This window comes from Alloalcanivorax venustensis (assembly GCF_047495515.1).
GTDB classification, from domain to species: domain Bacteria; phylum Pseudomonadota; class Gammaproteobacteria; order Pseudomonadales; family Alcanivoracaceae; genus Alloalcanivorax; species Alloalcanivorax venustensis.
In genome coordinates this window covers 2,649,716-2,672,152 of sequence record NZ_CP179934.1, presented here as the reverse complement: position 1 = coordinate 2,672,152, position 22,437 = coordinate 2,649,716, and the positions used below count along the sequence as shown (strand labels likewise).

General features: G+C 66.9%; 18 protein-coding genes and 1 tRNA gene. 9 read left to right on the top strand and 10 right to left on the bottom strand.

All coding sequences use genetic code 11. The features are described 5' to 3' along the window. Positions 1-46: 46 nt before the first annotated feature. Positions 47-2,836 (bottom strand): 7TM diverse intracellular signaling domain-containing protein, encoded by a 2,790-nt coding sequence (locus ACMG4O_RS12540; protein ID WP_414433879.1) that lies wholly within the window; start codon positions 2,834-2,836, stop codon positions 47-49. A gap of 127 nt (positions 2,837-2,963) precedes the next feature. Between ACMG4O_RS12540 and ACMG4O_RS12535 the strand changes: the two genes are divergently transcribed. The 4 genes from ACMG4O_RS12535 (at position 2,964) to ACMG4O_RS12520 (ending at position 6,815) form a co-directional block, all read left to right on the top strand. Beyond that, positions 2,964-4,382, top strand: a complete 1,419-nt coding sequence (locus ACMG4O_RS12535; RefSeq protein ID WP_142949106.1) for an alkaline phosphatase D family protein — start codon at positions 2,964-2,966, stop codon at positions 4,380-4,382. A gap of 271 nt (positions 4,383-4,653) precedes the next feature. Next, positions 4,654-4,965, top strand: a complete 312-nt coding sequence (locus tag ACMG4O_RS12530; RefSeq protein WP_142949105.1) for a DUF2288 domain-containing protein — start codon at positions 4,654-4,656, stop codon at positions 4,963-4,965. 84 nt (positions 4,966-5,049) lie between these two features. Next, complete coding sequence (locus ACMG4O_RS12525; RefSeq protein ID WP_142949104.1) at positions 5,050-6,096, top strand: PA0069 family radical SAM protein; 1,047 nt, start codon at positions 5,050-5,052, stop codon at positions 6,094-6,096. Positions 6,097-6,173: 77 nt separating this feature from the next. Then, positions 6,174-6,815 carry an alpha/beta family hydrolase gene (locus ACMG4O_RS12520; protein ID WP_335629797.1) on the top strand — a complete coding sequence of 214 codons (642 nt, stop codon included), beginning with the start codon at positions 6,174-6,176 and terminating at the stop codon, positions 6,813-6,815. Here the strand turns inward: ACMG4O_RS12520 and ACMG4O_RS12515 are convergent. After that, complete coding sequence (locus tag ACMG4O_RS12515; protein ID WP_142949102.1) at positions 6,790-7,263, bottom strand: hotdog fold domain-containing protein; 474 nt, start codon at positions 7,261-7,263, stop codon at positions 6,790-6,792. The genes ACMG4O_RS12520 and ACMG4O_RS12515 overlap by 26 nt on opposite strands. A 127-nt stretch (positions 7,264-7,390) precedes the next feature. Between ACMG4O_RS12515 and ACMG4O_RS12510 the strand changes: the two genes are divergently transcribed. After that, positions 7,391-10,273, top strand: a complete 2,883-nt coding sequence (locus tag ACMG4O_RS12510) for a DUF748 domain-containing protein (RefSeq protein ID WP_414433878.1) — start codon at positions 7,391-7,393, stop codon at positions 10,271-10,273. After that, positions 10,273-11,031 carry a hypothetical protein gene (locus tag ACMG4O_RS12505; RefSeq protein WP_414433877.1) on the top strand — a complete coding sequence of 253 codons (759 nt, stop codon included), beginning with the start codon at positions 10,273-10,275 and terminating at the stop codon, positions 11,029-11,031. The genes ACMG4O_RS12510 and ACMG4O_RS12505 overlap by 1 nt, the downstream gene beginning before the upstream one ends. Here ACMG4O_RS12505 and ACMG4O_RS12500 read toward each other — a convergent pair. Beyond that, entirely contained in the window at positions 11,028-12,944 is a 1,917-nt protein-coding gene (locus ACMG4O_RS12500; protein ID WP_414433876.1) for a transglycosylase SLT domain-containing protein, read from the bottom strand. The genes ACMG4O_RS12505 and ACMG4O_RS12500 overlap by 4 nt on opposite strands. Before the next feature lie 158 nt (positions 12,945-13,102). On the opposite strand from ACMG4O_RS12500, the gene ACMG4O_RS12495 reads away from it, so the two are divergent. Continuing rightward, positions 13,103-14,068: a methyltransferase gene (locus tag ACMG4O_RS12495; protein WP_370202837.1), complete on the top strand. Its 966-nt coding sequence runs from the start codon at positions 13,103-13,105 to the stop codon at positions 14,066-14,068. On the opposite strand, the gene ACMG4O_RS12490 is transcribed toward ACMG4O_RS12495, so the two are convergent. From ACMG4O_RS12490 to ACMG4O_RS12460, 7 genes are all read right to left on the bottom strand, one after another. Further along, positions 14,065-15,045 (bottom strand): NAD-dependent epimerase/dehydratase family protein, encoded by a 981-nt coding sequence (locus tag ACMG4O_RS12490; protein WP_142949097.1) that lies wholly within the window; start codon positions 15,043-15,045, stop codon positions 14,065-14,067. The genes ACMG4O_RS12495 and ACMG4O_RS12490 overlap by 4 nt on opposite strands. Before the next feature lie 60 nt (positions 15,046-15,105). Further along, complete coding sequence (locus ACMG4O_RS12485; RefSeq protein WP_414433875.1) at positions 15,106-15,975, bottom strand: DNA ligase; 870 nt, start codon at positions 15,973-15,975, stop codon at positions 15,106-15,108. A 368-nt stretch (positions 15,976-16,343) separates the two neighbouring features. Beyond that, positions 16,344-16,417: transfer RNA gene (locus ACMG4O_RS12480), tRNA-Gly, on the bottom strand. Between the two features lie 101 nt (positions 16,418-16,518). Next, a complete protein-coding gene (locus tag ACMG4O_RS12475; RefSeq protein ID WP_194856166.1) occupies positions 16,519-17,157 on the bottom strand; it encodes a peroxiredoxin in 639 nt (212 codons plus the stop codon). A gap of 147 nt (positions 17,158-17,304) precedes the next feature. Then, a complete protein-coding gene (locus tag ACMG4O_RS12470; RefSeq protein WP_142949094.1) occupies positions 17,305-18,768 on the bottom strand; it encodes a DUF3336 domain-containing protein in 1,464 nt (487 codons plus the stop codon). A 126-nt stretch (positions 18,769-18,894) separates the two neighbouring features. Next, a complete protein-coding gene (locus tag ACMG4O_RS12465) occupies positions 18,895-19,929 on the bottom strand; it encodes an AraC family transcriptional regulator (protein ID WP_370203742.1) in 1,035 nt (344 codons plus the stop codon). Positions 19,930-19,935: 6 nt separating this feature from the next. Then, the gene (locus tag ACMG4O_RS12460; RefSeq protein WP_370203743.1) at positions 19,936-20,637 is read right to left on the bottom strand and encodes an SIMPL domain-containing protein; all 702 of its coding nucleotides are present in this window, start codon (positions 20,635-20,637) and stop codon (positions 19,936-19,938) included. An 89-nt stretch (positions 20,638-20,726) separates the two neighbouring features. Between ACMG4O_RS12460 and apbC the strand changes: the two genes are divergently transcribed. Next, a complete protein-coding gene (apbC, locus tag ACMG4O_RS12455; protein WP_370201787.1) occupies positions 20,727-21,815 on the top strand; it encodes an iron-sulfur cluster carrier protein ApbC in 1,089 nt (362 codons plus the stop codon). A gap of 51 nt (positions 21,816-21,866) precedes the next feature. Further along, positions 21,867-22,436 (top strand): dCTP deaminase, encoded by a 570-nt coding sequence (dcd, locus tag ACMG4O_RS12450; protein ID WP_142949090.1) that lies wholly within the window; start codon positions 21,867-21,869, stop codon positions 22,434-22,436. The last annotated feature ends 1 nt before the right edge of the window (position 22,437 follow it).

Here is a 22,437-nt window from a genome sequence, read left to right as displayed (position 1 = left end):
GAACCGACATGATACTGGCCCGCGCCGGCCATTTCATCCGTCGCGATCAGTCGCCGCCGGCGGACAGCGCCCGGTTGCGCTGCAGCGCCTCCAACACCTGGGAGCGGGACACCGGCTTGCTGAGGTAATCGTCGACGCCGGCGTCGCGGGCCTTTTGCACGTAATCGCCGGCGGCGTGGGCGGACAGGGCGATGATCCAGCAGGGGTCCACGTCCCGGCTCTGCTCGAACAGACGGATCTCGCGGGTGGACTGGTAGCCGTCCATCACCGGCATTTCGCAATCCATGAAGATCACGTCCCAGTTGCCGGGGCGCTCGCTGACCCGGCGCAGGGCCTGGGCGCCGTCGTTGAGCAGCGTGGCGTGGATGCCGATGGAGCGCAGGATGCTGTCGATCACCAGCTGGTTGACGGCGTTGTCTTCCACCACCATCACGTTCAGACGGCGCAGGCCGGGATGCTCCGAGGCGCCGCTGGGGGCGCTGTCGGCGGGCTCGGCCTGGTCCAGGCGCTCCTGCAGCTGGGTGGAAAGCGTGTGCTTGAGCGCCCGCGAGGACACCGGCGTCTCCACCAGCAGCATGTCGCCGGGCAGCTCGCCGGTGATTTCCGCGCCGGTGGCCTGGAGAATCAGCAGGGGCGGGTCACCCAGCCGGTTGCGGATATGGATCAGTTCGCCGCGCCGGGCCAGGTTGGCCTCCGACGCCAGCAGAATGTCCGCCCGGAGGGTGTCCGCGCTGAGGCCCGCCAGGGCCTGCTCGCAGTCGGCGAACTCGATCACGCCGAGCCCCCAGCGGGCCATCAGCTGAGACAGGCTCAACGACAGCGAGGCGTTCTCGTTGATCATCATCACCTGGTGGCCGGCGAGCGGGTTTTTCTCGCGGCTGGGGGCGCCGACCCGGGTCGGCAGGGTGATCCAGAAGGTGGCGCCGCGCCCCAGTGAGCTGGACACGCCGATCTCCCCACCCAGCAACTCGGTGAGCCGTTTGCAGATGGTCAGGCCCAGCCCGGCCCCCTGCGACTTGTGGCGGCTGCCGCGGGCGCCCTGGCTGAACACCTGGAACAGGTTCTGCTGCTGGGCCTCGTCCAGGCCGATGCCGGTGTCGACCACTTCCAGCATCATCACGCACTGTCCCTGGTCGTCGGGGGGCTGGCGCACGCTCAAGTGCAAGGCCACCTGGCCCTGGTCGGTGAACTTGTAGGCGTTGCTGAGCAGGTTAGTGAGCACCTGTTTCACGCGGATCGGGTCGGTATGGATGCGCTGGGGCACGCGGGAATCGATGAAGGTGTAAAGCGGCACCCGGGTCTCCGACGCCCGCAGCGAGAACAGCCGCACGCAGTCGTCCACCAGGTGCTCCACGTCCACTTCCTGATACTCCAGCTCCAGCTTGCCGGATTCGATCCGTGAGTAATCCAGGATGTCGTTGATCACCGTCACCAGCGACTGGGTGGACTGGTAGATGGTGTCCACGTATTGCGCCTGCTGGCCGCTGAGCGTGGTGCGCCGCAGCAGGTCGGTCATGCCGATGATGCCGTTCATCGGCGTGCGGATTTCGTGGCTCATGGTGGCCAGGAACTCGCTTTTCGCCTGGTTGCGCGCGCCGGCCTTGAAGGCGTCCATCTCGGCCACCGCCTTGTCGCGCACGGACAGCGCATGGGCTTCCTTGAGGCGGTTGATGCGCCGGGCCAGGGCCAGTGACAGCAGCACCACCTCCAGGAACACGCCCACCTGCAGCAGGTTTTCGGTGAAGCCGTTGCGCGGCACGATGCCGTACTTGTTCAGCGACATGGCGGCGGCGCCGACCAGAAAGCACAGCCAGGCCAGGGTGAACACCCGCGCGTCCGGGTCGCCGGCCTGGGTGCGCAGCAGGCCGATCAGCAGAATGCTTAAATCCATCGCCAGGATCGCCAGCACCGCCACCGGAATCAGCAGCTCCCGGCTTACGAACGGCGCCGCCAGCAGCAGGGCCACGCCCAGGCCCACCAGGCCTCTGAGCAGCCGCGCCAGCGGGGGGGAGCGTTCCGGCAGGTCGAGAAAGTGCAAGGTGAACAGGGACGGCAGAATCACCAGCAGCGGCAGCAGGTAATGCAGAATGTACTGGCTGATCAGCGCCGAGCCGGGCCACAGATACTTCTGCGCATAGCCGTGCAGGACCGCCATGAACAGGGTGATCGCCAGCGACCAGCACACGTACAGCAGATAGGCCTTTTCCCGGATCGAGAAAAACAGCGACAGGTTGTAGAGAATCATCACCAGCATGCCGCCGAAGAACAAACCCTGAACCAGCGTGTGGGCCAGCGTGGCGGACTGGAACGCGGGGTTGCTCATCAACTCCAGAGGCAGTTGAATGCTGTGTGGGGACACCACCTTCAGATACAGCTCCCGCTGCTCGCCGGGGGGCAGGTTCAGTGGGAAAGAAGGCGTCGCTTCGGCGCTGGCCCGCTCGTTGAAGGCGCTGTCCATGCCGGCGCTGAAGTGCGCCAGGCGCTCGCCGTCGGAGGTTAGGACATAGGTGTCCAGCTGCCCCAGCAGGGCGTAGTTCACCACCAGGCGCCATTCGTTCTCGGCGTTGTCCTGGTTACGCACGGTCAAATGGAACCAGCAGTGATCGGCGGTGAACCCCAGGTTGGCCATCTCGTTGCCGGTGGCCCGCCAGGGCCAGGCCTCGGGGTTGCCGAACAGCTGCTCCGGCGCCGGTGATTCGGCCGCCGGGCTACAAAAATAACGAACCGCCGGATACGGTTTCAGGGTTTCGGTTTGTGAGGTCAACACCGCGGCATCGTCGCCGCGGGCCGGGCCGGCGGCGGCGCCGAGCAGCAGGACCAGAGCGGCGAACCGCAAGGTGTGAGATACCGCATCTTGCAACAAAATAACCGCCACCCCGCTAAGTAATCTTTCTGGATGCTAGCAGTGCTTAAGAGGTGGCTCAATCAGTGACGTATCCGCGCTCTTTCGGGGGGAACACTAAATGCAGAGCAGGGTAGAGCCGTTTGTCGTCGGTCCGATCGTGGGCACCGCCGGTCAAACCAGCATTCGTATTCTCGGCGTGATGCCCGCCGGAACCTTGAAGGCCGGCCAGAAGGCGCCGCACGGTCGCATACGCTGGCGGCTGGAAGGCGAGACGCGCTGGCGCGGGCCGAGGCATTTCCGCATCAACGGTAACTTCGACAGCAGCGGCGTGGTGGTGCTGAAGGACCTGGAGCCGGGGCGGCGCTATCAGTTCCAGGCCGGCGCGGTGGCGGCGGCGGACAGCGAGGACAAGGCACTGGACTGGGGCCACGTCAACACCGGCCACTTCCGCACTGCGCCGGCCTCGCCCCGGGCGCCGGTGAGCTTCCTGTTCGGCTCCTGCTGTTACCGCTTCGTGGGGCTCGACCACGAGGTGGAAGACGGCCGGGCCGACCGCATCTTCTCCCGCATGGCGGACAACGCCGCCGCCAGCCCCACGGATTTCGTCCTCTACGGCGGCGACCAGGTGTACGCCGATTCCACCTGGAAAGTGGCGGCGGCGTCCTCCCAGCGGGAGTATTTCGACCTCTACCGCCAGAGTTTCGGCCAGCCCAACATCCGCCGGCTGATGGCCAACTACAACCACCACATGATCCTCGACGACCACGAAATCGAGAACAACTGGCCGGCGCGCGCCAATCCGGATCTGTGGACCAGCAAATACCCGGCCGCCATGAAGGCCTACCAGATCTACCAGGCCTCGCACTCCCCGGCGGTGCCGCTGAACGCGGAAGGCACCCGCCTGGAGCGCGACCCGGACGCGCTCTGGTACCGCTTTCGCTGGGGCTGCGCGGACTTCTTCCTGATGGATCTGCGCACCGAGCGCGTGCTCAGCCGCTGGCCCTGGCAACGCAAAATCATGTCCCGGGCCCAGGAGGACGCGGTGGTGGCCTGGCTCGAGGACGAGCCGGACCGGGTCAAATGCCTGGTGTCCTCGGTGCCGCTGTTTCCCGAGCAGCGTTGGCCGTTCCGCGGGCAGGACAGCTGGGAAGGCTTCGCCGCCCAGCGCCAGCGGCTGGTGGACGCCATCCACGACAGCGGCTGTCGGCGATTACTGATGCTCAGCGGCGACGTGCACGCCTCCCTGTACGCCCGCCTGGACCGGCGCGGACGGAACCCGATACACGGCTGGATCTGCTCCGGCCTGTTCTGGCCCACCGCGTTGATGGCGTTCCGCTGGTACCGGCCGATGATCCGTGACCACCACACCCTGCGCGGCCTCTGGAAGCCGTCCCTGGGCCGGGTCACGGTGCCCGGCGAGGTCTACAGCCGGGACGCCTTCTCCCGCGTCAGCGTCGACGAAAACGGCGCCACCCTGGCGCTGTTCGACCGCGACGGCAACCCGGTCCCCGACATCGGTACCGAGATCAGGTGGTAATAACGTCGCCGACAATGAGCAAATCTCTTACACGGATTGACGGCGATGGATTATAGGTAAGAGCCGGCGGGGCTCTTATATTGGATCGGGCAAGGACGCGAAAGAACACGGACGTTCCTTTCGGTACAGACGCCCGTCCTCCCCAGGCGGGCGCTCTTTTTCCCTCTCTTCAGTTCCGCTCCCACAAGCGCTCCCTTGCGTTACGAACGTCGTGGGCGATAATGGCGCCGCCCGGTCGCCAGCCGCGCCGGGGCCACCAACAGGAGACGTCATGGCCGACCCCACCGACAGCGACATTCTCAGAGCCAAACTCAACCAGGAAACCGCCAAGGCGGACTGGAAAGAGCTGCAGCCGTTCTTTGCCCGCGGCCAGACCGTGGCCGTGGCCGGCGACCTGGATCTGATCGAAGTGGCCGTGGCGTTCGCCGAAGACCGGACCGAGCAGCTCAAGCCGTGGCGTGACCAGGGCCGCGTGGGCGGCGTCACCGACGACCAGGCACGGGCCTGGTTCGAGTCCGACCAGGCGCTGTGGACCGTGGTCGTGATGCCCTGGGTGCTGGTGCAGCCGGTGCGGCCCCACTGATTCACCCGGTTTACTAATCCGCTGTTGCGGTTCCCCGGTGGGCTGCCCATAATACTGTCCATATGATCAGTATTTGGAGGCAGCATGGCCACCAGCGCATCCAACCGCGGCACCCTCAGCCGGCACCCCGGCCGCTTTCAGGTCACCACCGTGGTCAGCGACGAGGCGGATACCGCCCGGCCCACCCGCTACCACCGGGAGCAGGCCAGGTCGATCATTACCCACAACCAGAGCCCGGACCTGCACTTCGACAGCAGCATCAACCCCTACCGGGGCTGTGAGCACGGCTGTATCTACTGTTTCGCCCGCCCCAACCACGCCTATGTGGACCTCTCTCCGGGGCAGGACTTCGAGGCCGAGATTTTCTGCAAGGACAACGCCGCCGAGGTGCTGCGCGACACCCTGCGCAAACCCGGCTATCGCTGCCGGCCGCTGGTGATCGGCACCGCCACCGATCCCTACCAGCCGGTGGAGCGCGAGCGGCTTATAACCCGGGAGATTCTGCAGGTGCTGGCGGAATGCCGGCACCCCTTCAGCCTGATCACCAAAAGCGCGCTGGTGCTGCGCGATCTGGACCTGATCGCGCCGATGGCCGTCGAGGGCCGGGCCTCGGTGGCGGTGTCGGTGACCACCCTGGACAACCGCCTCAAGAACCAGCTGGAGCCGCGTGCCAGCGGTGGCCGTGAGCGCCTGAAAACGGTGCGCGAGCTGGCCCGCGCCGGGGTGCCGGTGACCGTGCTGGTGGCGCCGTTGATTCCGTTTATCAACGATCAGGAATTGGAGGATATCGTCGAGCAGGTGGCGGCGGCCGGCGCCCGCAGTGCCGGCTATGTGGCCCTGCGCCTGCCCCATGAAGTGGGGCCGCTGTGGGAGGAATGGCTGCAGCGGCATTATCCGGAGCGGGCCGAACGGGTGATGTCGGCGCTGAAGGAAATGCACGGCGGCGCCAGCTACGACAGCCGCTGGCACCACCGGCAGCGCGGCCAGGGGCCGATGGCGGAACTGCTGGCGCGCCGTTTCCAGGTGGCCTGCCAGCGCCACGGCCTGGCGCCCCGGGAAAGTTTCACCCTGGACAGCAGCGCGTTCCGGCCGCCCGGCCTGGCCGGCCAGATGCACCTCTGGGAGGCCTGATAGCGCCCGCGTTTACAGGGGAGTCGGGATCGGCCACATTGTGGCTCCGGTTTAACCGCACAAAGGAATCAACGCCGATGCCGGAACTTCTCTGGAACCGCGCGCCCGCCACGCCCGTCGCCACCCTGGTGCTGGCCCACGGTGCCGGCGCGCCCATGGACAGCCCGTTCATGGCGACCATGGCGGGGCTGCTGGCGGAGCGCGGCATCGAGGTGGCGCGCTTTGAGTTCGCCTACATGGCCCGGCGCCGCGAAGAAGGCATCAAGGCGCCGCCGGATCGTGCCCCCCGGCTGATGGCGTGTTTCCAGGCGGTGCTGGACGAGGTGCGCCGGACGGCGCCGGGCCCGGTCTGGGTGGGCGGCAAGTCCATGGGCGGACGCATGGCGACCATGCTGGCGGCGGACCCGGACACCGCCCCGGACGGGTGCGTGGTGTTCGGCTACCCCTTCCATCCCCCCGGCAAACCGGAAAAGACGCGGCTGGATCATTTCCCGGCGCTGGCGGCGCCGGTGCTGATTTGCCAGGGGGAGAGGGACCCGTTCGGAAAGCCCCCGGAAGTGGCCGGCTACAGCCTGCCGTCCCGGGTAACCTTGCACTGGGTGCCCGACGGCGATCACGATCTCACGCCGCGCAAACGCAGCGGCATCGACCCGCGGGCGAACCTGGCCGGCGCCGCCGACCGGGCCGCTGATTTTATTCGCGGGCGGGTTTCTCGGTGACCCACAGGTGGATGGTGCCTTCCACCACCACGGTGCCGTCGTCGCGGTACGCGGTCACCGTCACCGGCAACTCGGGGCCGTTTTCCCAGGCACCCGGCGCGACCTCGGCAATGGCGGTGATGTCCGAGGTGGCCTTGGCGGTATAGCGCACGTCCATGCCCTTGGGAATCCAGCGCAGGTGCTTGGGAATCGACGCTTCCGCCAGCGCCCCCATGGCGGCTTCCATGGCGTTGCATATGGCGATCACATGCACGGTGCCGATATGGTTCTCCACCGCCCTGCGCTTCTTGAAGGTGACCTTGCAGTAATCCGGACGCAGCTCCGCGATCAGCGGTTTGATGGTGCCGAAATAGGGCGCCTTGCGGCTGAACATAATCGAGAAAAGCCGGCGGCCGCGGGGCAGTTTCGCCGCTTTCTGGTACATCTTGAGTAGATAGTTGTCGCTCATGGCGGCCTCCTTGGAAAAGGCTGAGTGTGAACCTTGCCGCCGCCGGCGCAATGGCCGCCGGGGCGACCTGTTCACGGCGTTAATGCTAGACTTTGCGCTTGCGCAACCGGGCAGAGGGAACGACGACATGGACACACCGATACAATGGTGGCGCTCGCGGGGATGGGGCGCCCGGATTCTGGCGATTCTGGCCCTGTTGTATGTGTTGTACGCGCTGACGGTGTTTTTGATTCTGCCCGGCTGGGCGCGTGGGGAGATCGAGCAGCGGTTGTCCGGTCTGCTGGGGCGGGACGTGACCGTGGAAGAAGTGCGGCTCAACCCGCTGACGCTGTCGGCCACCGCGGAACGGTTCCGGATCGCGGATCCGGACACCGACTTCCTGGCCCGGTTTGACCGCCTGTACGTGAATACCTCCTTCTGGGCGTCGCTGTTCCACTGGCGCCCCTGGGTCAGCGATGTGGACCTGGCCGGCCTGGAGGTCCGCCTGCGCCGGGGCGAGAACGGCGCCCTCAACCTGGACGACATCGTCACCCGCCTGCGCGAAAGCGGCGAAGAGGACACCGCCGACGAGCCCCCGCCGGAAGACGAAGCCTCCGGTCCGCCCGCGTTCACCATCAGCCATCTGCGCCTGTCCGAAGGCCGCGTGACGCTGAACGACGTGTCCGGCAGCGAGCCCAGTTCCCTGACTCTGCCGGTGGCGTTCAGCATCGAGGACCTGACCACCCGGGGCGTGGGTGAAGAAGACAACCTTTACCAGATGCACGTCGAAGGCCCCGACGGCGGCACCCTGGATTGGCGCGGCCGCTTTGTGTTCGAGCCGCTGACCGTGGAAGGCCGCCTGCAAATGGACAAGGTGGGCGTGGCCGCCTTCACCCGTTTGCTGGAGCCGCATTTTCCGTTCCAGGTGCCGTCCGGCATGCTCGGGCTGGCGGCGGATTACCGCTACGGCACCGGGGACGGCGAAGGCCTGACCGTGGACAACGGCCGTTTCCAGCTGGACCGGCTGCGCATTCTTCGCGACGGCAACGAGGCGCCCAGCTTCGAGGTGCCCACCCTCAAGGTGGACGGCGTCAGCCTGGATCTCACCGAGCGCCGTGTCAGCGTGCCGGAAGTGACCTTGACCGAGCCGGCGATGCGGGCGGTGCTGACCGGCGAAGGGCTGGACCTGGCCACGTTGTTTTTGCCGTCCGATCCGGACCGGGCCCGGGAGACCCGTGAAAAGGTGCGCGAGGAAGCGGACCAATCCGCCGAGCGGATCCGCGAAGGCGAGGCCTGGGCCGTCACCCTGGACCGGTTCAAGGTGGAGAACGGCAGCGTGGTGTTCCGCGACCAGACCCTGCCCGAGCCGGTTGAAGTAACGCTCAGTGAAGGGGCTCTCAACCTCACCGATTTCCGCGTCGAGGACAGCGTCCGCTGGCAGTGGGAGGGGAGCGCCGTGCTGGCGGAAAGCGGCCGCCTGTCGCACTCCGGCACCGGACAGCTTGCGCCGCTGAAGGTGTCCGCCGATCTCGACCTCGAGGAGTTGCCGCTGACCACGCTGTCACCCTGGCTCGCCAACGCCGTGCCGTTGACCATCGAGCAGGGCCGCGCCGGCGGCGAGCTGGCGCTCACCGTGGCCGGCGATACGCCGGATATCACCGTCACCGGCCGCGCCAGCGTGGCGGACGCCGACATCCGCGAAAACGGCCGCGAGACCCTCAGCGTGGCGCGTTTGGCCGCCGACGGTTTGAGTGTCAAAACCGCCGACCGTCGCGTAACCGTGGACGGCCTGGCCGGCCGCGGCATTGATTTTCGCCATCTTCTCGACGAGCAGGGCCGCGGCTTGATGACGCGCCTGGCCGGCGACGATGACGGCGAGGACGACGGTCCGGCCTGGCGGGTGATGCTCGGGCGCGTGTCGGTGGAAGAGTCCCGGCTGGCGCACCGGGACAACACCCTGACCCCGGATTTCGACGTCACGCTGGAGCAGTGGAGCGGCGTCATGGAAAACTTCGACACCGGCTCCGGCCGCGCCCGGCTGGAGACCTCGGGGCGCGTAAACGGCCAGGCCCGCCTGCGCGCCCAGGGCGATCTGGCGGTGAGCCCGCTGTACCTGGACCTCACCGGGCAACTGGACGGCTACGGCATGGAAACCCTGACCCCGTTCACCACCCGTTATCTGGGCTTCGGGGTCGAGCGCGGTCGTCTGGACGTGGACACCGAAGTGTCGATCGAGGACGGCCAGCTGGACAGCACCACCAAGATCGCCGCCGACAAGTTCTACCTGGGCGAGCGAGTGGACAGCGAACAGGCGCTGGACGCGCCGGTGAAGCTGGGCCTGTCGGTGCTGCGTGACAGCTCCGGCATGATCCGCCTGCCGGTGACCATCGCCGGTGATCTCAACGACCCGGGGTTCAGCGCCGGCGGCGTGGTGCTGCGGGTGATCCGCAATGTGCTGGTGAAAGCCGCCACGGCGCCGTTCTCCATGCTCGCCAGCCTCGCCGGCGGCGGCGACGACGACCTGCAATACCTGCCTTTCCGGGCCGGCGACGACCGGCCCACGGGTGAGACGCGCGATAAGGTGGCGCGCCTGGCGGACATTCTCAAGGACCGGAACAACCTGACGGTGATCCTCACCGGGCAGGCCAGTGACGACGACCGGCGCGCGCTCGGCGAAGCCGAGGTGATCGACGACCTGGGCGGTGACTGGCCGGGCCTGGACACCGCGCTCACCGGCGAAGACTGGCGCGAACGTATCCTCGACACCTATGAGGACCGCCTGGACCGCGACCGGGACACCCTGGAAGGCGACAGCGACGCCGATCGCGCCCGGGAAGCCTGGCGGCGGATGCTGGAACAGGCGGCCGCCGAGGTGGACGACGAGACCCTTCTGGAGCTGGCCGGGGAGCGGGCCCGGCAGGCCCGTGACCGGCTGATCGAAGAGCACGGCCTGCCCGAGGACCAGGTGCGGCTGGGCGATCCCCGCGCCGACGGTGACGTGACCGGGGTGGGCCTGGGCGTCGACTCCTGATGGCGGTGGTCTGGCAGCGTCAGGAAGACGGTGTGCTGTATCAGGTACACCGCCGCGGCGACCGCATGCGCCTGTTCGCCAACGGTGTGCAGCACTCCGAGTTCCACCCCAAGCGGCTGGTCACCGGCAGCGTCTGGGACCTGCTCTGGTTGCCGGCGTTGCTCAGTGAGCCGCAGCGCTTCCGGCGGGTGCTGATTCTGGGGCTGGGCGGCGGCACCCTGCTGCCGCCGATCCGCGAACTGCTGGCCCCGGACAAGCTGATCGCGGTGGAGCTGGACCCGCACCACCTGGCGGTGGCCCGCGAGGTGTTTTCGGTGGTGGGCGAGGGCGAGCAGACCGTGCTCGGCGACGCGGTGGCCTGGCTCAATGCCTACGACGGCGAGCCGTTCGATCTGATCATCGAAGATCTGTTCGCCCCGGATAACGAGGCGGTCAGTCGGGCGGTGCCCGCCGACCGGGCCTGGGTGCGGACCCTGGCCCGGCACGTCAGCGCACGCGGCACCCTGGTGATGAATTTCGGCGATTTCACCGAATACCGGCAAAGCCACGCCGCCGACCAGCACATCATGAAAGGCTGGAGCAGCCGCTTCCGGTTATCCTGCGGCGACTGCCACAACGCGGTGGTGGCCTTCACCCGTGACCCGGCGCGCAGCGTGCATCTGCGCCGCCGCCTGCAGCAGGACGCCCGGCTGGCGCCGCTGCTGCGCCGGGGGCGCCTGGACTATCACATTCGCCAGCTCGACTCAGCCGGCGCCTAATCCATCATCGCCAGGGAGTAGGGCGTGCCGCGCTCGTCGGGCCGCAGCAGCACCAGTTCTTCCCGGTTGCCGTGCAAGCCCTGGAACAGCACCCGGTAGGTGAGCACCGCCTGCACGTATTCCCGGGTTTCATAGAAGGGAATGGACTCGATCCAGACGTCCGCCGGCACCGCGTCCTCTTCCTCGGCGAGCCAGTCGTCCACCCGGTGCGGGCCGGCGTTATAAGCGGCCAGCGCCAGCACCCGGTTGCCGTTGAACCGCTCCAGCAACTCCGCCAGATAACGGGTGCCCAGGGCCACATTGACGTCCGGATCCATCACCTGGCGGGCGTCGGGCGGGGTCTGGCCGGCGTCGCGCGCCACTTTGCGGGCGGTGCCCGGCATCAGCTGCATCAGGCCCTGGGCGCCCACCGGGGAACGGGCGTGGGGGTAAAACGCGCTTTCGCGGCGCGCCACCGCCATGCTCAGCCAGGGGTCCAGATCGTGGCGACGGGCGGCGTTCACGAACAGGTCCCGGTGCGCGGCCGGGAAGCGCCAGGCCAGCACGTTCCAGGCACGGGCCTGAATCGACGCCTGCACCACCAGGTCGTACCAGCCTTGCTGCAAGGCGTGCTGCGCCAGCTTCCGGCGCTGCCCCTCGCTGCTGTGCCAGAGCATCCAGTTCCACTCGTCCCAGGCCAGTTGCGGCTCGTCGATCTCCCGCAGCAGCGCCACCCGCGCCAGGCCCGGTTGGGTCGGGGCACTGTCGTCGGTGGCCGGCGAGGCATTGCTGAACACCGGGGCCTGGCCGAGCCGTTCGGCGGCCAGGAAGCCATAGAAGTTACGCTGCCCGGCGGCGCGGCCCCAGTGGGCGCGGGCTGCCTCATCATCGCCGTTCTCCTCGGCGGCACGGCCCAGCCAGTACTGCCAGCGGCTGTCGTCGCGCGCCGCCGCCGGCAAGCGGGCCACCCAGTCAGGCAGCTCGTCCCAGCGCTGTTCGATCACGCTACGCCGGGCGCGCTGGTCCAGGGTGTCCGCGCTGCCGTTGTTGGCCAGCCAGCCGTCCAGCCATTGGCGGTTCTCTTCAATGCCGCGAATGGTGGAGTACCAGGCAATGCGCTCCGCGGCGCGCTCGCGCAGGGCCGGGTCCTTGAGACCCAGGTTGGCGCTTTCCTGTTCAAACAGCTCCCGGGCGCGCACCGTGTCGGTGTAGGCGAGACGGCGCAGGGCGGCGCTGAGCAGCTGTTCACGGCGTTCATCACCGATGCCCTCGGGCAGCTCGCGCAGCCGCTCCGGGTCCCGGTGCAGGCGGCCCAGCCACTCGCCGGCGGTGGCGTCGGCGCCGCTCTGCATGTCGGCCAGGTAGCTCATCAGGCCGGTGGCGCCCTGGTCGAAGGCGAGCAGCAGACGTTGCCAGATTTCCTGTTCGCCGATCACGCCCTGGTCCCGGGCGGCTTCGAACAGCGGGTCGCAACTGGACGGTCTCGAGCTGCCGGAAAGCCAGAGCTCGCGAACCTGCGGCAGCACACCCTTGTCACCGTTTTCCCACTGGGCGCGCAGGTAATAGCAGCGCAGCTCGGTGCCCCGTGGCGCGCGGTCGTAGACCTTCAGCACGTCGCGCCAGCGCGATTCCTTGGCGTAGGCCACCAGGGCGTGCTGGCGGATATCGTCGGGCAGCGGCGAATCCGGGTAGCGCTCGCCGTATTCCACCACGCGCTGCGGTGAGAGATCGGGCAGGGCAGCGCGCAGCCGGTGGAATTCCAGGTAAGCCTGCAGCGGGTGATCGTCGGACAGGCGTTTCTGTGCCTGCGCCAGACCGTTCCAATCATCATTGCGGGCGGCGTGCAGCGCTTCTTCAAACACGCTGTCGCTGTTATCGGCGCAGGCCAGGGACGCCACTAGAATACCAATAGCCAGAACTGCGGAACGGACCATCCTTTGCCTCCACAACATCATCTGATTCGCGCATTCTAGCGGTAGGAAAGCACCCGGGGCGTGGTGTTTATGTAAAACTTCAAGCGCGCCGTGAAGGCCGGATTTATCCCCCGGGGCCGGGTTTGTTTATACTGCCCGATTTGCCGAGGCGCCAAGCGATGGAAAACAGCACACGGTTACTGTGGCGACAGGAAGAGAGCCTGGCCGGACGGCGGGTTCTGGTGGTCGACGCCAACGACCCGGAGCTGGCCGACTTGCCCGCCGAGCAGGTCTATCTGCACGCCGACGATTACACCGTCGGTGCCCACCAGTGGGCGCCTCTGCCCACGCTCCCCGAGGACACCGATCTGGTGATCCTGCCGCTGCCGAAATCGTCGGAGCGCCTGGAACTGTTGCTGCGCGGCCTTGCCGGCAGCGTCGAAGAACCGCTGGAGGTGTGGCTGGTGGGGCCGGCCAAGGGCGGCATCCGCGGCGGCGTGACGCGGCTGTCCCGGCACGCCGACGGGGTGACCCTGGTGGACAGCGCCCGTCACTGCAAAGTCTATCGCGGCGCCTTGCGGCCGGGGCCGGCACTCTCCCTGGAGCAGGTGGAAAGCGTGGTGCGCGTCGACGACCTGGACGTGATCAGCTATCCGGGGGTGTTCAGCCACGGCCGCCTGGACGAAGGCTCCGCCCTGTTGCTGCAGGCGCTCGCCGAGGCGGCGCCCCGCGGCAAGGCGTTGGATATGGGTTGCGGCTGCGGAGTGATCACCGCCGCGCTGGCCCATGCCGGCTGCAACGTGACCGGCACCGATGTGAGCGCCACCGCGGTGGCCGCCGCCTGCAGCACCCTCAACCGCAACCACTTGCAGGGCAAGGTGGTGGGCGGGGACCTCTACGGCGGCGTGGAGGGGCGTTACCAGACCCTGGTGACCAACCCACCGTTCCACGACGGCCGTGACCGCACCATGTCGATCACCCGGCGCCTGATCGAACAGGCGCCGCGCCATCTTGAGGAAAACGGTGAGTTCTGGATGGTGGCGAACCGCGAGCTGCCCTATGTGCAGTGGCTCGACGCCGCCTTCCGGCACGTGCAGGTGGTGAGCGAAACCAACCGCTTTCGCGTCTACCGGGCGCTGCGCTAAAGGCGCCCGGTCTCGCGCATCCAGTCGATGCAGCGGCGCAGCATGGTTTCCAGCGGCACCGTGGCGTCGAACCCCAGCTCCTGCACCGCTTTGCTGCCATCCGCGTGAACCCGGCTGGTGACCAGCGCCACCTTCTCCGGGGTCAGGCGCGGTTCCTGCCGGGTGAACAGCCCGCCGACCGCGTAGACCTGCCCGGCCAGCCGCAGCAGCCAGACCGGCATCGGTTTGCGCGGCGTGGGCCGGTCGAGCAGCCGGCCGATGGTGTTGGCCAGCTCCAGAAAGCTGGCCTCGACGCCGGCAAGAATATAGTTCTCGCCGCGCACTCCTTTCTCCACCGCCGTCAGGTGCGCCCGCGCCACTTCCTCCACCGCGCAGAAGTTACCGCCGCCGGGCGGCACGCCGGGCAGTTTGCGCTGCTCGATCAGCGTGATCATCTGCGACCAGTTGTGGGTGTCACCGGCGCCGATAATGCCGCAGGGGTTGAGAATCACCGCGTCGAGACCGTGCTGCATACCGTGACGGATCTCTTCCTCGGCCAGATACTTGGTGCGGTTATAGCCGATCCAGTCGTCGGCGGCGTTGGACGGTGACGCCTCGTCGATGGCCTCGTCCTGGATGCCCCAGGCGGAAATCGAGGAGGTATGAATAAAGCGCCCGGCCTGGTTGCGCAGCGCGGCGGTGATCAACGCCCGGGTGCCCATCACATTGTCCTGGTACTGGCGCTGGTTCAGGTGCCGCCAAAGGCTGGTATTGCCCGCCACATGGAACACCGCGTCCACCGCCGGCGGCATCACCAGGGTGACTTCCGTGGCGTTGTCCATCGGCGCCTCCACCACTTTGACCCCCAGGGCGGACAGGGCCGCGCCGTCGCTGCCGGGGCGCAGCAGGGCGGTCACTTCCCAGCCGGCGTCGAGCAACTGTCGGGTGATATGGCCGCCCAGAAAACCCCGGGCACCGGTAATAAAAGCGCTGGGCATAGCGCGCACTCCTTGTTTCGGTGTGCTACTTATCGCCCAGCGGGCGCCGTCCTGCAACCCTCAGCGGATAAAGCCCGGCCCCTGCCGCCGCACCCGCAGAAAGCTGGGGAAGCGCGGCAGGCCGTGGCGCGTGCGGCCATAAAACTTGTAGGTCACCAGGCTGCCGATCGGCGGCGGCTCCGCCCGCTGGGCGTCATTGAAACCGGTGCCGAGACGAAAATGCTGCCCGCTCGCGGTTTCCACCAGCAGCGCGCCCATCTTGCCTTCCAGCCGCCCCTCGCCGGGCAGATGAGCCACCACCCGCGCCTCGGCGTCCTGGTAGGGCTTCACCTTGAGCAGATCCGCCGAGCGGTAGCTGCGGTAGGGGGCGTCGCCCCGGTGCAGCATCAACCCTTCGCCGCCGGCTTCGATCACTTTCTCCAGGCGCCGGTCGAGCGCCGCCCGGTCGGGGACCTTGAGCTGGCGCACCAGACGCAAATGCGGATTGTCATGGTCCTTGAGCAACCGGCGCAGGGTTTGTAGGCGTTCGTCGAAGGGGCCCGCCGCCCGGGGCAGGTCGAACACCATGTAATAGACATCCCGCCAGTGCTCCGGCCCGGTGTCGTGGCGATTGATCAGGCCCACCATTCGGCTGAAGGTGCCGCGCCCCATCCACAGCTCGCCGTCCAGGGGCTGCTCCGGGAAGCCCCGGGTGAACGCCGCCGGCACATCGAAGCGGTTGCCGTGGCGGGAAATCAGGTCTTCGCCGTCCCAGTAGGCGCGCACGCCGTCAAACTTTTCGCTGACCCAGTAGCGGGAAAGGTCCGCTTCCCCCTGATAGACCCGGGCCTGGGTCAGCGCCGGCACGGTGCGGCCGTGCCCGACACTGGCCACCACCACGCCGAACGCCAGCACCGTGGCCAGTACGAACAGAAAAATTGCACGAGACATCCTTGTCCCCTCCCATCAATAAACGGAAGTGGTCAGTCTCCAACAATCGGGGACGGGGCTCTGTCGGCCAGGGCTGAAATTGCTGTAAGCCAGAACGGCAATGCTTGAATGCTATTGATTAAGCGCTCAGGAACATCCTACGAAGCCGGAGTTTTGTGGGAGCTTGCCTTGCAAGCGAAAGGCCGGCTTTAGCCGGCCGGCAGGATGCCAGAGACGTTGATGGTGCTGCCGTTAGAAATCTCTCTGGCATCCTGCCGGGAGCTTCGCTCCCTTTCGCGGGCCGGGCCCGCTCCCACAACTCCGCTTCCATTCGCAGGCAAGCGGCTCCAGACACAAAAAAGGCCGCGCTAGGCGGCCCTTTTTGTGTCTGGAGCGGGTGAAGGGAATCGAACCCTCGTATGCAGCTTGGGAAGCTGCCGTTCTACCATTGAACTACACCCGCGAACGGCGGCTATTACACCGGGATTCCCGCGCCCTGTCCAGCCGGTTCCGCACAATGTGGGCGCGGGCCCGGCCCGCGAAAGGGCGCGAGGCCATGGTGCATCAGCTCTTCTTCGGCTGCTTCACCATCCGCAGGTAGGGTTTCTTCTCGTCCCAGCCTTCCGGGAACAGCTTGGCGGCGGCCTCGTTGTCCAGCGAGGGCACGATGATCACGTCGTCGCCGTCGTTCCAGTTCACCGGGGTGGCCACCTTGTAGCCGTCGGTGAGCTGCAGGCTGTCGATCACCCGCAGGATTTCATCGAAGTTACGGCCGGTGCTGGCCGGGTAGGTGATGGTCAGGCGGATCTTCTTGTTCGGGTCGATCACGAACACGCTGCGCACCGTCAGGGTGTTGTCGGCGTTGGGGTGAATCATGCCGTAGGCCTGGCTCACGGAGCGGTCCGCGTCGGCCAGCAGCGGGAAGTTCAGCGCCGAGCCCTGGGTTTCCTCGATGTCGCCGCACCAGGCGTTATGGTCCTCGAGGGGGTCCACGGACAGGCCGATGACCTTGGCGTTGCGCTTGTCGAATTCAGGCTTGAGGCGGGCCACTTCGCCCAGCTCGGTGGTGCACACCGGGGTGAAATCCTTCGGGTGGGAGAACAGCACCACCCAGCTGTCGCCGGCCCAGTCGTGGAATGAGATCGGGCCGTCGGTGGAATCCTGTTTGAAATCCGGGGCGGTATCGCCGAGTTGCAGTGCCATGGGTGTGTCTCCTGGTCTCAGTACGAATGCGATGTTGTTTGGCTGGTGCTAAGAACATAGAGGCTTCCGGCCGCCCTTTAAAGGGGGCCGGTCATAATCAATCGCGCTAAGCAAATAGCACCCCGCGGCGCGGGGTGCCGGTGGCGGTCAGCCGTTGGCGGCCACGCTGAGACGGTTGAGGGTGCGTTCTTCCAGGCGGTCGAGACGCTCCCGGCAGGCACGGAAGGTGCGGCTGATGCGGGTGGTGTTGTCGATCATCGCCAGCTTCGGCCAGGTGGTCTGCTCACCGGCGCGAATGAAGGCGCGCACGTCTTCCAGTGACGGGTTGCTGAGCACGCGCAGGGCGTTGCGCGGCTGGCGCGGCGGGATCAGGTTGATGTCGCCGATGTAACGTTGCTTGACCACGGTCTGCGCCTTGTCGACCACCAGCCCCAGGTCGTTGGAGCGCACCCGGCGGCGCACCAGGTCAAGCGCGTAGTGCAGGTTCATGGACACATTGCGGATCGCCCAGTCGCTGAGGGTGCTGAGGCTGGAATCGGTGCTTTCACTGCGCGGCAGGAAGGGCACCACATGCGGGTTGGTCTGGCTGACGATGGAGTGGTTGACGCCGAACAGCCGCGACAGGCGGCGGATCGGCAGATCGTCCTGAATCGAGCCGTCGACGAATTTGCGTCCGGGGATGTAGGGCACCCGCTCGCCGTCCAGGTTCTTGGCCCACAGGCTCACCGGCGGGTAGATGCCGGGAATCGCGCAGCTCGCCAGTGCCGCTTTACGGATCAGCACATTGGGCGAGGTGCGCCAGTTGAGCAGGCGGCTCTGTTGGTTGCGGTCGTAGGGGCTGACGGTGATGTTGATCTCGCGGCCGGTCTTTCGGTAGGCCTCTTCGAACGTCAGGTCCTTGATGTTCTCCTCCAGGCAGGCTTCCAGGTGGTCGCCGTCGAGCACCGGTGTGCCGCGCAGCAGGCCTTTCCAGCCGATCGCCTTGAACGCTTCCAGATAGATGTTTTCCGGCTCCAGCTTGGCGGCCAGCTCGTCGTTGTCGTGGGTGCCGACCACGGCGGCGACGATGCTGCCGGCGCTGGAGCCGGAAATCACCGAGGGCAGCAGGCCCTGCTCCCAGAGGGTTTTCGCCACGCCGATGTGGAACAGCCCGAGGGCGGCGCCGCCGGAGAACATCAGGCAGCTCTGCCCGAAGGCCTGGCCGGTGGTTTCGAAGAAATCGAGTTTTTGCTTGAGCCCGAACTCGGCGAAGTCGCCGTCGCAGAGGTAGTCCAGGGCGGTGCAGACCTCTTCCAGATAGCGCTCGATCAGCCGCTTGGTGCCGATGCGGCTGTGACCGTAGAGGGCGGGGTTGGAGATATTGCCCAGATTGCCGTGCAGGCCTTCATGCAGGTGAAAGACCAGTTTGTTGACGTCGTTGCGCTCGCGGGCCTGGCGGATCTGCCACAGGCGGTTACGGATCAATTCGTAATCGTAGTGGGGCGAGCGGTCGATGTCCTTCCACTCGTCGGCGCCGCCGAGCCGGTCGTATTCACGGCTTGCACGGCACCATTCGTCGTAGCTGCTGGCTTGCGCGATAGCGCGCTCAAGCTGCTTGAGCGTGCGTTTCATGCGGTTCTCCCTGGCGGATACTGTTTTTATCGTTGTCCCCGAGTCTAGCCTCGCCGGACCGGCCCCTGATGCCCGGATTGTCCGACAAACACGTAATATTGCCATCAGGTAATGTAAATATTGTGGCTATTCGCCGTCGCTGTCCATGCCACGACGGTACTGCCCGGGTGTCACGCCGGTATGGCGCTTGAAACTGCGCTGGAAGCAGCGGATGTCGGCGTAACCCAGGTCCGCGGCGATCTCCGCCTGTGGGCAGCGGCTCTCCAGCAGACGGGCCTTGGCGCGCTCCAGGCGCACGCTGTCGAGGATTTCCCGCCAGCCGGTGCCTTCCGCGACCAGATGGCGGTGCAGGGTGCGGGTGTTGAGCCGCAGGGCGTGGGCCACCTGGTCGCGGTCGGGGAGGGGGCCGCCCAGCGCCGCCTGCAGGTAATGGCGCACGCGCAGCGACAGGCTGGTGGCGATGCCCAGGGTTTCCAGGTGCCGGGCGGCGTGCTCTTCCAGGGGGCCCAGCTGGTGGGGTTCGGGCCGGCGCGGCGGGCGGGCGAGCATGTCGCGGTCGCCGATCAGCGCGGAGTAGGGCTGGTTGAAATCCACCGGGCAGCCGAACAGGCGCTGGTATTCCCCGGCCTGCCGGGGATCGTCCGGGCCGGGGTGCTCGAACCACACCCGCTCCGGGTTGAGCGCTTGATCGTCGGCGAGCCAGCGGGTGTAACGCAGCCACCCGGCGAAAACGGCCTCCACCAGATGGCGCCGCACCGGCTGACGGCTGCAGCGGGGATGCCAGAGTATCCGCGATTCATTGCCGCGCAACCGGGTTTCCACGCTGCCCAGGTCGCCGACCCGTTTCTCGTAGCGCGCCACCTTGGCCAGGGCCTCCAGCAGCGTGCTGGCGCTCAGGGCGATATAGCCGAGCACGTTGAACACGCCCGGCGGGAGACATTCACTGGCGTGCAGGCCGAACAGCGGATCACCGCTGCGCTCGGCCAGTTCCGCGATCAGCGCTTCGAAGCGATCGCCCGGCACATGCAGGTCCGGCAGATCCAGCGCCCGCGGGTCGATGCCCGCCGCCGTCAGCGCGCCGGCGCTGTCCACGCCGGCGGCCCGGCCCGCGGCAAGATAGGCGCGCAGCCCGGCCGCGGATACAAAGCCTAGCGGACCCATGGGTGATCAGTTCAGCTGGAAGGTGATCTGAACGCTGGCGGTCACGTCCCGCTCGCCGGGGCGGTAGCTCTGCGAGGCGTCTTCCTTGGCCATGGCGGCGCGCATCGGCACCGGGCCGGGCACGTTGTAGCCCTGGGCGTTGATCTGCATTGCCTCGCCCAGCTCGCGGCCGGCGGCCCGGGCCAGGATTTCGGCCTTTTCACGGGCGGCGCGCACCGCCTTTTCCAGCGCCTGGTTGGCCAGCTCGTCGGCGTTGCTGATTTCACTGCCGCCCGGACGCACTTCCTTCAGGCCCAGGCCGGCCAGGCCGTCCGCCAGTTCCGCGTAGCGCTCCACGCCGGAGGTGCGGAAGCTCACTTCACGGCTCACCTGATGGCCGATCAACTTGCGCTCCGGCTGGTATTCCCACTCCGGGGCGATCTGGATGTCGCTGGCGGTGATGTGCTTGTCGTCGATTTGCAGCTGCTTGGCCAGATCCAGCATCGCCTGCACCTGCCGGTCCACTTCGTCCTTCATGGCGGCCACGTCGTCGCCGCGCTCGCGGGCCACGGCCACCAGATTAAAGATATCCGGGCGCGCCTTGATGGTGCCTTCGCCGGAGACACTGACGGTGTCGCGCTCCGCGATCGGCTGGCCGTTGTTGCCGCCGCAGGCGGTGAGGACCAGCGCGGCCAGCAGGCCGGTGAAAAGGTGGGCGGTCTTCCTCATGGGGGTTACTCCTTGTGATTAAGTGCGTACGGCCCTTGGTTGTGGACTGCGCTAACTCTATCATCCCCTCCTGAGTTGCAGGAGGTACCATGACGCGTATTGAGCAGGCGGTTAGACAGTCCCTGGGTGAAATCATCCCCGAGGAACTCGGCGTCGACCTGGTTTCCGCCGGCACGGTGACGGAAATCGAGGAACAGGAGGGGCGCGTGCGTCTGGTGGTGCACCCCGGGTACCCCTGTGCTTCGCGGTTGCCGGCGCTGCGCCGGGAGATCGAGGAGCGGGTGACCCCGCTGCTGGAAGGCCGTGAGCTGGCGCTGGAGCTGTCGGTGCGTATTAAACCGCACCGGGCCCAGCACGACATGCCGGCGATGATGCAGGCGGCCAATGTGATCGCGGTGGCCTCCGGCAAGGGCGGGGTGGGCAAATCCACCACCGCCGTGAACCTGGCCCTGGCGTTGCACGCGGAGGGCGCCAAGGTGGGCCTGCTGGACGCGGATATCTTCGGGCCCAGCCAGCCGATCATGCTCGGCCTGCCCAAGGGCACCCGCCCGGAAACCCGCGACGGCAACGCCTTCGTGCCGGTGATGGCGCACGGCATCCAGACCATGTCCATGGGCTACCTGGTCACCGAGCAGACCCCGGTGGTGTGGCGCGGGCCCAAGGCCAGCGGCGCGCTCACCCAGATGATGCAGCAAACGCTGTGGCACGATCTGGATTATCTGATCGTCGACCTGCCGCCGGGCACCGGTGACATCCAGCTCACCCTGGCGCAGAAAATTCCGGTGGCGGGCGCGGTGGTGGTCACCACGCCCCAGGACATCGCCCTGCTGGACGCGATCAAGGGCGTGGAGATGTTCCGCAAGGTGGATATCGGCGTGCTGGGTATCGTCGAGAACATGGCGGTGCACATCTGCTCCAACTGCGGCCACGAGGAGCATGTGTTCGGCCAGGGCGGCGCCGACCGCATGGGCCGTGACTACGATACCCCGGTGCTGGGCTCGCTGCCGCTGTCGCTGCGCATTCGCGAGCAGGCGGACGGCGGCACCCCCACGGTGGCGGCGGACCCGGACAGCGCTGAGGCCCGCCTGTACATGGATACCGCGCGGCGCATGGCGGCGCGCCTGTCCCTGACCCGCGAGGGGCGGCGCGCGTTTCCCAAGGTGGTGATGCAGCACTGAATTCCGGGTACCATTCACCGTTTAGGGTTGCCGAACCGATAAAGGATTCCAATGAGCATCAAGTCCGACCGCTGGATCACCCGCATGGCCACCGAGCACGGCATGATCGAGCCGTTCCAGGCCGGCCAGGTGCGCGCCGATGCCAACGGTGAAAAACTGATTTCCTACGGGGTTTCCAGCTACGGCTATGACGTGCGCTGCGCCGACGAATTCAAGGTGTTCACCAATATTCATTCGGCCACCGTGGACCCCAAGCATTTCGACGAGAAAAGCTTCGTCGACATCAAGGGCGACTACTGCACCATTCCGCCCAACTCCTTTGCCCTGGCGCGCACCGTGGAGTACTTCCGGATTCCGCGCAGTGTGCTGACCATCTGCCTGGGCAAATCCACCTACGCGCGCTGCGGCATCATCGTCAACGTGACGCCGCTGGAGCCGGAGTGGGAAGGGCACGTGACGCTGGAGTTTTCCAACACCACCAATCTGCCGGCGCGCATCTACGCCCACGAGGGCGTGGCGCAGATGCTGTTCCTGGAATCCGATGAAGAGTGCGAGACGTCGTACAAGGATCGCGGCGGTAAATACCAGGGCCAGCGCGGCGTCACCTTGCCGCGCACCTGAT